This window comes from Bacillus sp. AFS040349 (assembly GCF_002577655.1).
Taxonomy (GTDB): domain Bacteria; phylum Bacillota; class Bacilli; order Bacillales; family Bacillaceae; genus Metabacillus.
Genome location: NZ_NUMC01000060.1, coordinates 55291 through 67731, shown reverse-complemented (window position 1 = coordinate 67731; position 12441 = coordinate 55291). Strand labels below are relative to the sequence as shown.

The window sequence follows — 12441 nt, the reverse complement described above, 5'->3', positions numbered from 1 at the left end:
GACTTTTTCAGTGGCCTCTTTAAATGGATCGGTTTTTTTGTGTTATAGACAGTTAATTTTAGGGTTAATTATCAGAAAATATAAACTTTAATAAAAGTGAAAAATGTTGTTTACAGAAATGGAAATTGTGGATATAATTACCATTGTAATAAATAAACTTAAGGAGGTCGAAGAAAATGATCAAATGTATTGCTTTATCTAAAAAACAAAACAACAAAATAATAAAAGATCTATTCGACCACACTGGTGTATCTCAATAGTAGTTTATTTTTACATTTCATGATAAAAGTAACCACACGCCACAGGTTGATAGGTTTATCTTGTGGCGTTTTATATGTCTTTATTTCGTCACAGGTTGCCCCTGTGGCGTTTTTATTTACTTTTTTCAGTAATTATGGAGGATCGTTAAGCATTAGACGATCTTCAAGTACCCATGTGTTCTTACTTCCTATCTTTACTGTTAAAGAAAATAAAAGACTCCTAAAAAGGAGTGTCCTCTAAAAGATTTGGCAACCTGTGTAAAGACATCAAGAGGTGTTAAATGCTTTAAAGGAGGTGATACACATGACAATTAACTTATTTTTTATCACATTGACCCTTTCAGTTTCAAAAAGAAAAAATTCAAAAAATGATGTTGAAAGAAATCAAGAGATCCAAAAAAGAATGGATGAAATGAAAGAAAAACAATTTGGAGTTTATCGTGAAATGTAATTGAAACGACTTACTAAAAATTTGGAGGCGATGAAAATGATGAAAATTGAATTATTACTACATTTAACTGTTGAGAAGGACACTGCCTAGCTAAGCAGTAAATAAACATGCAAAAAGAGAAGGGGGATTAAACTCCCTTCTCTTTTTATGTTACTCTTATTTTTCCTTTAAACGGTTTCTCTTCTCTTTTTCAGCTCGGTAAAATTCGTGGAACATCTTCATTAAAGCTCGCTTTTCGATTCTAGATACATAGCTCCTTGATATACCTAATTCTTTTGCAATCTCACGTTGAGTTTTTTCCTTTTTAAGATCAAGACCAAACCTGCCAACAATAACTTCTCGTTCTCTTCCGTCAAGAATATCAATATATTCCTTAACCTTTTCAAGTTCCATATTTAATTGGATTGTTTCAATGACATCTTCATTTTCAGATTTCAACACGTCAATTAAGCTGATTTCGTTACCCTCTTTATCTTGACCGATTGGATCGTGTAAGGAAACGTCTTTTTTGGTTTTCTTTAATGCCCGTAAATGCATTAGAATTTCATTTTCAATACATCTAGCCGCATACGTGGCTAATTTTGTTCCTTTACCTTGTGAGTAGCTTTCTATTGCTTTTATTAAGCCAATTGTTCCAATTGAAATTAAATCTTCCGAGTCTTCTCCTGTGTTTTCGAATTTTTTTACAATATGGGCAACGAGACGCAAGTTGTGTTCAATTAAAAGGTTTCTTGCGTATTCATCTCCCTCAGACATTTGTTCTAAATATTTCTTTTCGTCTGATGCAGACAAAGGCTGTGGAAAGGCATTATTTTTCACATAAGATACTAAGAACACTAATTCTTTAACAAAAAAGCCAAGTGCTGTTATGAGCCCTGTCATACCTCCACCTCCAGTAATACTTATGTAGGCAAGTGCCTATAAGTCATGTGTATGTAAGTAGAGGCTTGTTCGTGTCTGTACACATAAAAAAGCCAATAATAAGTTTTAAGAGTATATTTTCTGGACGATTTATGGATATCAGCCTAAACGATATGGGGGAAATGTTCATACTTATAAAGTAGTCAACAACATAGAGGGAGGAAATAAGGATGTACGGATATTCACCATATGGACCGTCACCATACCCATATTATGCAGCAGCAGGGGGAACTGGTTATGGGTATTGGTATGCGTTTATCGTCGTGCTGTTAATCTTACTTTTGGTTATTGGCGGAGGCTACTATTATTACAACTATTATAAGTAAAGTTATGAACCCCCCGTACGATAGGGGGTTATTTCATGTAGCATTGATAAATAAATATAGTGGTACATGTGAACTAATGGTATAATAACATTCACAAATTAGAAGATACATAATAGGTATGCGTGTAGTGTGAAATTCGATTGGATAACATATTAAGAGTATAGATAAAAAAAGAGCCGTCTAAGCGGCATGTAGAAGCTTATGAAGAAGCTTTTAATACATGTCCTAAAGAACGGCGCTTAATTTCCATTATAATTAGTTCTATAAAATCATCATGTAGTTTCATTTCAGTTGCTTTAAAATACGATTCAATTAATAATTCGTCAGAAAGTTTGCGCATGTTGGGTGGCCAATTAAGTTTGGCTCTACACCTCCTAACATTTTTCATGTCTTATTAAGGTAAAGCAGTGACCGATAATTCTTAATTAGGTCATTGTTAAAATGTTATATTTTGTTATTGATTTAAATCTAACATGAATAATTTGTGAGAACAACCGTTCTGTTATCCACATTTAATAGTGGATAAATTGTGGGTATGTTGTTTATAAGGTTGATAAATTGAGGTATTTCAAGGGGGATAATGTGTATAATATTATCCACACCTGTTGAAGAGGGTCGGAATTTGTCGAAAAGTTTTTGAAATTTTTTCTACCTTTTACACATATAATTTAATTTTGTTTTGAAAGTATGTTTTAAATTCGTTATGATGTAAGATGGCAAAAAAATGAATAATGAGGTGTCAAAACTCATGCTACAGTTATTTTTACCTGGTGAATATGTAAAAAGTATTTTTCATATTTCACCCAAGAAATTAAAAGAGAGTGGAATTAAAGGAATTATTACAGACTTAGATAATACTCTTGTCGAATGGGATCGCCCGAATGCAACTCCACAGTTGCTTGAGTGGTTTAAAGAGGTAAAAGATCAAGGAATGAAGATTACAATTGTTTCCAATAATAATGAACAACGTGTAAAGGCATTCTCGGAACCTCATTCAATCCCCTTTATATATAAGGCTAGAAAACCAATGGGCAAGGCATTTGTAAAAGCTGTAAAAGATATGAACTTAAAAAAAGATGAAGTCGTTGTTATTGGTGATCAGCTTTTAACAGATGTTTTAGGTGGAAATCGAAATGGTTTTAAAACGATTTTGGTTGTTCCAGTTGCTTCAACAGATGGTTTTTTTACAAGAATTAACCGAATGATAGAACGGAGAATCATGGAGAACTTGAAACGAAAAGGTATGATTCAATGGGAGGAATAAAAACGTGTCAGAGCAACAATTTTCATGTATAGGTTGTGGAGTAACCATACAAACCGAAGATCCTAAAATATTGGGTTATGCTCCACCAAGTGCTATAGAAAAAGAAGAAATCATTTGCCAAAGATGTTTTCGCTTAAAAAATTATAATGAAATACAAGATGTTTCATTAACAGACGATGATTTTTTAAAGATTTTACACGGCATAGGTGAAACAAATGGATTAATTGTAAAAATTGTAGATATCTTTGATTTTAGCGGAAGCTGGCTGCAAGGGATTCAGCGATTTGTAAAAGGTAATCCAATATTATTAGTCGGAAACAAAAGTGATATATTGCCGAAATCAGTCAAAAAACAAAAGCTGATCAATTGGATGAAAAGAGAAGCGAAGGAATTAGGCTTAAAACCAATTGATGTTTGTTTAGTAAGCTCTGCAAAAGGCCACGGTATTAGAGAGGTTGCTGAATTAATTGATGAATACCGTGATGGACAAGATGTCTATGTTGTAGGATGTACAAATGTTGGAAAGTCTACCTTCATTAATAGAATGATTAAAGAAGTAGCAGGTGTAAACGATGTAATTACCACTTCACATTATCCAGGTACAACACTAGATTTAATCGAAATTCCACTGGACAACGGGGCGTCTTTATACGATACTCCAGGAATCATTAATCACCACCAAATGGCTCATTATGTTGATAAACGCGATTTAAAGCTATTAAGTCCAAAAAAGGAAATTAAGCCAAAAGTGTTTCAATTAAATGAAGGTCAAACATTGTATTTCGGTGGGTTGGCTCGCCTGGATTATGTATCAGGTGGAAGAGAAGCGTTGGTTTGCTATATTCCAAATGAATTAACAATTCATCGAACAAAGCTAGAAAATGCAGATTCTTTGTATGAAAAGCACGCAGGGGAATTATTAACACCACCAAGAAAAGAAGAGGTTGAAACATTTCCAAAACTAATTCCTCATGAATTTTCAATTAGTGAGGGAAAAACAGATGTAGTCTTTTCAGGCTTGGGGTGGGTGACTGTTAATAACCCTGGTAAAAAAATCGTTGCCTATGCCCCAAAGGGAGTTAATGTTACGTTAAGAAAATCATTAATTTAATCGGGGAGAGATTATAGATATGGGGAAGTTATACGGTTTAATTGGGTGTCCGGTTGAACATTCAATGTCACCAGCTATTCATAATGACGCGTTTCAAGAAAATAACTTAGATGGTCATTATCATGCGTTTCATGTTGAACCAGACCGTCTAGAAGAAGCTGTTCAAGCCTTAAAAACCCTTGATATTAAGGGGTTTAATGTAACAATTCCACATAAAATATCGATTATTCCTTATTTAGATCAACTTGATGAAACAGCAAAAATTGCAGGGGCAGTTAATACAGTTGTTAATGAAAATGGACAATTGATTGGTCATAATACAGATGGTAATGGATATGTTCAGTCATTAAAAGAAGTTATTAAAAAGCCTCTGTCAGACAATAAAGTACTAATTATTGGTGCAGGTGGTGCAGCTCGAGGAATTTATCTCGCACTTACTACACATTCTGGATCTCAACATGTTGATGTATGTAATCGTACGATTTTAAAAGCAGAGGAATTAATAAAAGAATGTCCTTTTTTAAATACAAGCAAAGCATTATCATTAGAAGAGGCTGAGAAAACGTTACAAGCGTATGACATTATTATTCAAACCACTGCTGTAGGGCTTCATCCAAATGTTGATCAAAAACCAATCTCATTAAATAATGCCAAAAATTCTGCGGTAGTAAGTGATATTATTTATAACCCAATTCAGACCGCTCTTTTAAAAGAGGCGAAATCTCTTGGGTTAACCGTTCATACAGGGGTTGGGATGTTTGTTCATCAAGCAGCCCTTGCGTTTGAGCTATGGACAGGAAAATCTCCATCAATTGAAAAAATGTCAGCAATTGTTCATAACAAACTAGGAGGTACATCATGCTAAGAGGTAAGCAAAAAAGATTTTTACGTTCAGAAGCCCATCATTTAAACCCGATTTTTCAAGTGGGTAAAGGTGGCGTAAATGAAAATATGATTAAACAATTAACAGATGCACTAGAAGCACGTGAGTTATTTAAAGTATCTGTTCTTCAAAACTGTGAAGAAGATAAAAACACAGTTGCTGAGCAGATTGTAGAAGGTACAGGAGCTGAACTTGTACAAATCATCGGTAATACGATTGTGTTGTATAAAGAATCTAAAGAGAATAAACAAATCCGTTTACCAAATTAATAAATGGGGGGATGGGGAATGAAAAAGAAAATAGGAATACTAGGTGGAACATTTGATCCACCGCATTTTGGCCACCTATTAATTGCAAGTGAAGTATTACAAGCTTTGCAATTATCGGAAATATGGTTTATTCCTAACCAAATTCCTCCTCATAAACAAACTGAGCATTTTACTGAAAGTCAACATCGGCTTAATATGCTTAAACTTGCTATTAAAGATCATCAACAATTTGAAGTCAATACAATTGAATTAGAACGAGAAGGTCCATCTTTTACATATGATACATTAAGGTTACTACTTGAAGAATTTCCTGAATATGATTTTTATTTTATTATAGGTGCAGATATGATTGAGTATTTACCAAAATGGCATCAAATAGATGAGATTATTAAATTGGTTACTTTTGTTGGTGTGAAAAGAGCTGGATTTAAGACAAGCTCTATATATCCGGTAACTGAGGTGGAAATTCCTCAATTTGAGGTTTCTTCCACTATGTTAAGAAAACGTTTAAGAATACATGGGAATACTGATTATCTTCTGCCGGAGAATGTGAAAAGATATATAGAGGAGAATCATTTATATGGAACGTGAAAAAGCCTTAAAAATTGTTGCTGAGCAATTAACAGAGCACCGCTATGTTCATACACTGGGTGTCATGGAGACAGCTATTTCCTTGGCTGAATTGTATGGGGGAGATGTCAAAAAGGCAGAAACAGCAGCTATTTTTCACGATTATGCCAAGTTCAGACCAAAAAAAGAAATGAAAAGAATTATTGAAGAACAAGAAATGCCCCAAAAATTGTTAGAACATAATAGTGAGCTTTGGCATGCTCCTGTTGGTGCCTATCTTGTGAAAAAAGAAGTAGGGATTAAAGATAAAGAGGTGTTAAAAGCAATTAAATACCACACATCAGGACGTCCTGATATGACATTGCTTGAAAAAATCATTTATGTGGCAGACTATATAGAACCAGGCAGACAATTTCCCGGTGTGGAGGAAGTAAGAGAGCTAGCTAAGACAAGCTTAGATCAAGCACTAATCAAATCTTTACAAAATACGATTGTTTTCTTACTTAAAAAAAATCAAGCCATTTACCCAGATACGATTAAAACATATAATTCTTTAATTTTAAAAGGAGGAAAATCAAGTTAATGACAGGTAGAGATATTTTAACAACAGTAGCAAAAGCAGCAGACAGTAAGCGTGCAGAGGACATTATTGCACTTAACATGAATGGAATTTCCCTTATAGCCGATTATTTCTTTATTTGCCACGGAAATTCAGATAAACAGGTACAAGCTATCGCAAGAGAAATAAAGGAACAGGCTGAAGAAAAGGGTTTGAATGTAAAACGACTTGAAGGCTTTGATGAAGCTCGATGGATCTTAATTGACTTAGGTGACGTCGTTGCCCATGTTTTTCATAAAGATGAAAGAGGCTATTATAACTTAGAGCGTTTATGGGGAGATGCTCCAACAGAGGATCTCGTAAGTGAGCTAGAACAATGATTTATAAAGGCTTTGCCTATATTTATGATCATCTAATGAAAGATGCTCCCTATGATAGGTGGGTTGGTTTTATTCAGGACTCTATATCAAAGTATCATAAGGGAGCAATTAAACTTTTAGATGTAGCCTGTGGAACAGGTGAAATAGCGGTATCTTTAGCAAAGAATAATTTAGACGTAACAGGTGTTGATCTTAGTGAAGATATGCTGACCGTAGCACAATCTAAAGCTGAGAAGAACAAGGTTAATTTACTATTCCTTCAGCAAGATATGCGCGAGCTAAATGGTTTTTCTGAACTTTTTGATGTTGTGACTATTTGTTGTGATTCCTTAAACTATTTAGAAACAAAAGAAGATGTTATGGCTACCTTTCACTCTGTTTTTGAACAACTTAAAGATGATGGTTTATTTATTTTTGATGTCCATTCTATACATAAAATTCATCAAATATTTGCAAACAATACTTTTGCTGATCAAGATGAGGAAGTTAGCTTTATTTGGAATTCTTTTTTAGGGGATGAAGAAAACAGTATTGAACACGATATGACGTTTTTTGTTAGACATGAACAACTCTATGAGAGATATGATGAGATACACTATCAACGAACATATTCAATTGAGGAATATATTTCTTGGTTGGAAGCATCTTCATTTCAAGTGTTAAATATTTGTAGTGATTTTGAGTTTGAAAGTCAACCACATTCTCAAGCAGAAAGAATTTTCTTTATTTGTCAAAAAACAAAGGTGAACTCATAATAAGAGTTCACCTGAAAATTTTTTTATGAACATTGAAGGATTTTAGCTTTATGATAGAGAATTACTTATTTGGAATTTTGTTAAACTGAACAGACACTTCTTCTATATCTTCATAATACTTCTCGTGTGTTGCTTGAAATACCTTTTCAAACATTTCTCCCACTTCGTCTTCCAACACTTTGATTCCTTTTCCTGTTACTCCACCTTTTACACATACTTTATCCTGTAGAGTAGGAAGAGTATATATTTCTGTTTCCAACAACTTGCCCATACCAACGATCATTTCACTTGCTAAAAGAACAGCCTGCTCCTTGGTTATATTCGTTTCCGCAACTGCACCATCTACAAATCGTTGAAGTAAATAGCTGAAAAAAGCTGGCCCACAGCTAACGATATCAGATGAGACTCTAGTAATATCATCCTCAATTTGAACAGGATTGGAAATTTGTTCAAATAATTCTTCAATTGTTGTTTTTGTTTCCTTATGACATGAATTACCATAAGTAATTAGCGAGACTCCGGAGAATGCCCGGTTCGTTATACTTGGAATCGCTCTTGCAACCTGACATTCAACAAGTGATTCTAGTTGATCAACATTAATAGGACTTGTTATTGATATTATGCATTTATTAGGTGTTAAAAGATGGTCAAGACTCTTTAAAAGGGGGTGAATATCTAATGGCTTGACACAAATAAAAATTAAATCAGAATGTTTCACTACTTCTTCAGCTGTTTCAACCACATTTGTTTTTGGATATAAATTCTTTATGGCTTCAGCTTTAGTCATCGTTCGGTTCATCATATAAATGAATGAGGGTTTAATAGCACCCGACTCAATAAATGATTCAATTAAAATTCTCCCCATATTTCCTGTTCCAACAAAACCTACATTCAAAGTATATCCCCTCCTTAGAATGCAATTCTCTCATACACGATATGTTTTGAAGTGATGTTTTATGATTAATTTTTAAAAGGAGTTTTATTGATGAGTATCATCCAAAAATACAAAAAATGGATTATCTTATTGGTTAGTTTATTAGCTATAACCATCCTTTATTATTGTTTTTTTAATATCCAAGCCTCATCTGAACTTGTGACAACAAATGTTGAAGGTGCTTATGTTGAAACAAGTGAAAGTTATGAAACAAACAAGGTTGAAGAGAAAACAAGTGAGAATTCAGAAGCAACAACTACCATCGTCATTGATGTAAAAGGGGCCGTTCAACAACCTGGAGTTTATGAGATTTCAGCAAATGCAAGAGTACATGAAATTATTGAAAAAGCTGGAGGATTGAGTGATCAAGCTGATGAAGCGTCTGTAAACCTTGCCTCTTCATTAGAAGATGGGATGGTAGTTTATATTCCACTGATCGGTGAAAATAAAGAAAATCCATTTCAAAGTACTAATGAAAATAAGGAAAGTTCTAAAAAAATCAATATTAACTTAGCAACAAGTGAGGAGCTTCAAACACTATCAGGAATTGGACCTTCAAAGGCTGAAGCTATTATTTCTTATAGAGAAGAAAACGGTAAATTTAAAACGATTGAGGGGTTATTAGAAGTATCCGGTATTGGAGAAAAGTCATTAGAGAAATTAAAAGAAGAAGTTACCGTTAATTAAACTTTACAAAAGTTTGAATTGCGAATATTTGCATTTCCCGATAAACTAGGTTTAAGAAAAATGTCGAGTGGGGGAAGCAGCAGCATGAGTCGAATATCCTGGAATCAATATTTTATGTCACAAAGTCATTTACTAGCTATGAGGAGTACATGTACGAGGCTAGCTGTTGGAGCTACAATCGTTAGAGATAAAAGAATTATAGCGGGTGGTTATAATGGCTCTATAGCAGGTGGTGTGCACTGTTCAGACGAGGGCTGTTATGTTATTGATAATCATTGTGTTAGAACCATACATGCTGAAATGAATGCATTGCTGCAATGTGCGAAGTTTGGAGTACCAACAGAAGGAGCTGAGATTTATTTGACTCATTTCCCTTGTCTTCAATGTTGTAAAGCACTTATTCAAGCTGGTATTAAAACTGTATACTATGCGGTTGATTACAAAAACCATCCTTATGCAGTTGAGTTATTTCAACAAGCAAATGTTAAAGTAGAGCATGTTAAACTAGAAAACACATCTATTGAGAACAAAAATAAGGAAAAAGAAGCATTTGTGTTTGATCTACTGGACAAGCTGGAGAAAACACAGAAGAGCGAAGAGATACACCGATTAAAAGAGGAAGCTAAATCTTTATTTTCGTAACAACATAGTTAATGAAAGCAATTGTTTAGTGGCAATTGCTTTCTAATAAATCTTATATGAAAAGACTACAAATTCATCATGATAAGGTGGTGAAACTTAATTAAAGGCCATTTTCTTTTCCTCGCAATAGCTGCTTGTTTAGCCATAACAATGGGGCGGTTTCATTTCCACCCGATATCTATCTTCTTTACTATAGCCTTTCTTATTTATCTCCAATTAAAGTTTAAATCTTTTCTCAGTTTTCTTGGTTTGATTGTTATTTTCGTCTATCTCTCCACCTATTTTCACACAGAATTTCAAAATCAAACAAAGCTGAATGAAGGAGATTATCAAACTACGGGCACGGTATACTCCACCCCAGAAATAGATGGAAATTATATGAAAGGAATAATTCAAACTGAATTAGAGGAGAAAGTAACTTTTTCCTATTCAATCAAGTCATTTGAAGAAAAAAACTCCTTACAGGAATTACAACCTGGTGATATTTGTGTTTTAAAAGGTGAATTAGTAGTACCTAAATCCCCAACTATGCCTAACGCATTTGACTATAAACAATATCTTCATGACAACCATATCCATTGGGAGTTTCGGATAACAGATATTCAAAAATGTCACGCAGGCGATTTAAACGTGATGACTCTTCTTCAAAAGTATCGAGAAAAAGGACTAAATTTAATTGAGGAGAAATTTCCGAGTTCGTCTGAAGGAATCGTGCAAGCCCTCCTTTTTGGTGAAAGGCGTTTACTTGATGAAAAAGTAGAAGTGGCTTACCAAAAATTAGGTATTGTCCATTTGTTGGCAATATCAGGCTTACATGTTGGTTTATTAGTTGGTGGAGTATATTTTCTTTTCATATATTTTGGTGTAACACATGAGAATTCAAAGAAAATTTTGATTATATTGCTTCCGATATATATGATTTTAACTGGTGGCTCACCATCCGTTATACGAGCATCCTTTATGGTTATACTTTATTTCATTATGAGTCTTGTTCATAAAAAATTTACTGCAACAGATGTGATCAGTTTTACATGTTTAGTTTTACTTTTTCTTAATCCATATTACTTGTTTCAAGTTGGTTTTCAATTATCATATATTGTTAGCCTTGGATTATTACTTTCATCAAAATTAATCACTTTCTTTTCTAATGCTTTTGTAAGGCTGTTTATTGTATCAACTGTTGCTCAACTTTGTGCAATGCCCCTAATGTTATTTCATTTTTTTGAGGTATCACTCATTAGTTTACCTTTGAATATGATCTTTGTGCCTTTTTATTCAATATGTATCTTACCTTTATCGATTTTAGCGACCGTTATGATTTCATTTTCATCAACACTTGGAATGCCATTGGTTTCATTATTACACATTATTTTAGGTTATTCTCATCGTCTTGTCTTAAGTGCTGCTGATATATCTTTTACCACACTGACAACTGGAAAACCTTCACTACTTTTTATTATCTTCTATTGTATTGCTTCACTTGTTTTATTCCTTCGTTTTGAAAAGAATCCTATATTTAAGTCTTTGTATAAACCATTTTGTGGATTGCTCCTTCTCTTTTTTATACATTTACATCTATCATATATAAATCCTTATGGAAGAGTTATGGTGATCAATGTTGGACAAGGTGACTCGATTTTTATTCAACTTCCATTTAATAAAGGGAACTTTTTGATTGATACAGGTGGTAAATTTACTTTTCCTTCTGAAGACTGGGAGTTAAGGAAGAATGTTTATTCTATTGCTGAAGACACAACAATCCCCTACTTAAAGTCAATAGGGGTAACAAAACTTAATGGATTATTTTTATCGCATGGCGACTTGGATCATATTGGAGAAGCCTTGATTATCATAAATAAAGTTAATGTGGAGGAACTCGTTATACCTAAAGGATTTATAAGAGGAGAGCTTGAAAGTGAGATTGTTGAAAAGGCGAAAAGGAAGAAAATGAATATTAGAGTTGTTGAAGCTGGTGATCAATTACTATATAAGGATTTTATGTTTCACATTTTGTCACCCTCTGCATTAACTGAAAGTAAAAATGATGATTCCATGGTATTAATAGCGGAAATAGGTGGCTTAAAATGGTTATTTACAGGGGATGCTGAAATGAAAAGTGAAGAGAAAATGATATCGGCATATCCGAATTTAAAAGCAGATGTTATAAAAGTTGGTCATCACGGAAGCAGAGGTTCAACTTCTGATCAGCTGTTAGATCATTTAAACCCATCAATTGCGATTATTTCGGCTGGCTACCAAAACCGATATCAACACCCGCATGATGAAGTAATGGAGAAATTGATGAGTAGAAAAATCTCTATTTTTAGAACAGATCTTCAAGGCGGAATTTTATACGAATTTAATGGAAATGCAGGAACGTTTTTTACTTATCCGCCATACGATGAAGTAAAATGATAAACGAAAAAGAG

General features: G+C 33.7%; 16 protein-coding genes. 13 read left to right on the top strand and 3 right to left on the bottom strand.

Going from position 1 to position 12441, the window contains the following annotated elements; translation table 11 throughout:
- Nucleotides 1–564 precede the first annotated feature (564 nt).
- Nucleotides 565–711 carry a YrzI family small protein gene (locus COD11_RS14060; RefSeq protein WP_121662916.1) on the top strand — a complete coding sequence of 49 codons (147 nt, stop codon included), beginning with the start codon at nt 565–567 and terminating at the stop codon, nt 709–711.
- Between the two features lie 156 nt (nt 712–867).
- On the opposite strand, the gene sigK is transcribed toward COD11_RS14060, so the two are convergent.
- Entirely contained in the window at nt 868–1593 is a 726-nt protein-coding gene (gene sigK, locus COD11_RS14055; RefSeq protein WP_098797528.1) for an RNA polymerase sporulation sigma factor SigK, read from the bottom strand.
- 209 nt (nt 1594–1802) lie between these two features.
- Here sigK and COD11_RS26880 point away from each other — a divergent pair, with 209 nt between their 5' ends.
- Complete coding sequence (locus COD11_RS26880) at nt 1803–1958, top strand: hypothetical protein (RefSeq protein WP_176551091.1); 156 nt, start codon at nt 1803–1805, stop codon at nt 1956–1958.
- 199 nt (nt 1959–2157) lie between these two features.
- On the opposite strand, the gene sda is transcribed toward COD11_RS26880, so the two are convergent.
- Complete coding sequence (sda, locus tag COD11_RS14050) at nt 2158–2298, bottom strand: sporulation histidine kinase inhibitor Sda (protein ID WP_098797527.1); 141 nt, start codon at nt 2296–2298, stop codon at nt 2158–2160.
- Nucleotides 2299–2706: 408 nt separating this feature from the next.
- Here sda and COD11_RS14045 point away from each other — a divergent pair, with 408 nt between their 5' ends.
- From COD11_RS14045 to COD11_RS14010, 8 genes are read left to right on the top strand one after another with little or no spacing between them, the layout of a single operon-like run.
- On the top strand, nt 2707–3222 hold the full coding sequence (locus tag COD11_RS14045; protein WP_483296294.1) for a YqeG family HAD IIIA-type phosphatase: 516 nt from the start codon (nt 2707–2709) through the stop codon (nt 3220–3222).
- A gap of 4 nt (nt 3223–3226) precedes the next feature.
- The gene (yqeH, locus tag COD11_RS14040) at nt 3227–4333 is read left to right on the top strand and encodes a ribosome biogenesis GTPase YqeH (RefSeq protein WP_098797525.1); all 1107 of its coding nucleotides are present in this window, start codon (nt 3227–3229) and stop codon (nt 4331–4333) included.
- 19 nt (nt 4334–4352) lie between these two features.
- Nucleotides 4353–5198 (top strand): shikimate dehydrogenase, encoded by an 846-nt coding sequence (gene aroE, locus COD11_RS14035; protein WP_098797524.1) that lies wholly within the window; start codon nt 4353–4355, stop codon nt 5196–5198.
- Nucleotides 5192–5485, top strand: a complete 294-nt coding sequence (yhbY, locus tag COD11_RS14030) for a ribosome assembly RNA-binding protein YhbY (protein WP_098797523.1) — start codon at nt 5192–5194, stop codon at nt 5483–5485. Before aroE ends, yhbY begins: the two co-directional genes overlap by 7 nt.
- Before the next feature lie 18 nt (nt 5486–5503).
- Nucleotides 5504–6076, top strand: coding sequence for a nicotinate-nucleotide adenylyltransferase (locus tag COD11_RS14025; protein ID WP_098797522.1), 573 nt, complete (start codon nt 5504–5506; stop codon nt 6074–6076).
- The gene (yqeK, locus tag COD11_RS14020) at nt 6066–6638 is read left to right on the top strand and encodes a bis(5'-nucleosyl)-tetraphosphatase (symmetrical) YqeK (protein ID WP_098797521.1); all 573 of its coding nucleotides are present in this window, start codon (nt 6066–6068) and stop codon (nt 6636–6638) included. The genes COD11_RS14025 and yqeK overlap by 11 nt, the downstream gene beginning before the upstream one ends.
- Nucleotides 6638–6994, top strand: a complete 357-nt coding sequence (rsfS, locus tag COD11_RS14015) for a ribosome silencing factor (RefSeq protein WP_098797520.1) — start codon at nt 6638–6640, stop codon at nt 6992–6994. Before yqeK ends, rsfS begins: the two co-directional genes overlap by 1 nt.
- Complete coding sequence (locus tag COD11_RS14010; RefSeq protein ID WP_098797519.1) at nt 6991–7749, top strand: class I SAM-dependent DNA methyltransferase; 759 nt, start codon at nt 6991–6993, stop codon at nt 7747–7749. The genes rsfS and COD11_RS14010 overlap by 4 nt, the downstream gene beginning before the upstream one ends.
- Before the next feature lie 61 nt (nt 7750–7810).
- On the opposite strand, the gene comER is transcribed toward COD11_RS14010, so the two are convergent.
- Entirely contained in the window at nt 7811–8644 is an 834-nt protein-coding gene (comER, locus tag COD11_RS14005) for a late competence protein ComER (protein ID WP_098797518.1), read from the bottom strand.
- A gap of 90 nt (nt 8645–8734) precedes the next feature.
- On the opposite strand from comER, the gene COD11_RS14000 reads away from it, so the two are divergent.
- From COD11_RS14000 to COD11_RS13990, 3 genes are all read left to right on the top strand, one after another.
- A complete protein-coding gene (locus COD11_RS14000) occupies nt 8735–9370 on the top strand; it encodes a helix-hairpin-helix domain-containing protein (protein WP_098797517.1) in 636 nt (211 codons plus the stop codon).
- 84 nt (nt 9371–9454) lie between these two features.
- Nucleotides 9455–10012: a ComE operon protein 2 gene (locus COD11_RS13995; RefSeq protein ID WP_098797516.1), complete on the top strand. Its 558-nt coding sequence runs from the start codon at nt 9455–9457 to the stop codon at nt 10010–10012.
- 150 nt (nt 10013–10162) lie between these two features.
- The gene (locus COD11_RS13990; protein WP_098797515.1) at nt 10163–12427 is read left to right on the top strand and encodes a DNA internalization-related competence protein ComEC/Rec2; all 2265 of its coding nucleotides are present in this window, start codon (nt 10163–10165) and stop codon (nt 12425–12427) included.
- Nucleotides 12428–12441: the final 14 nt, after the last annotated feature.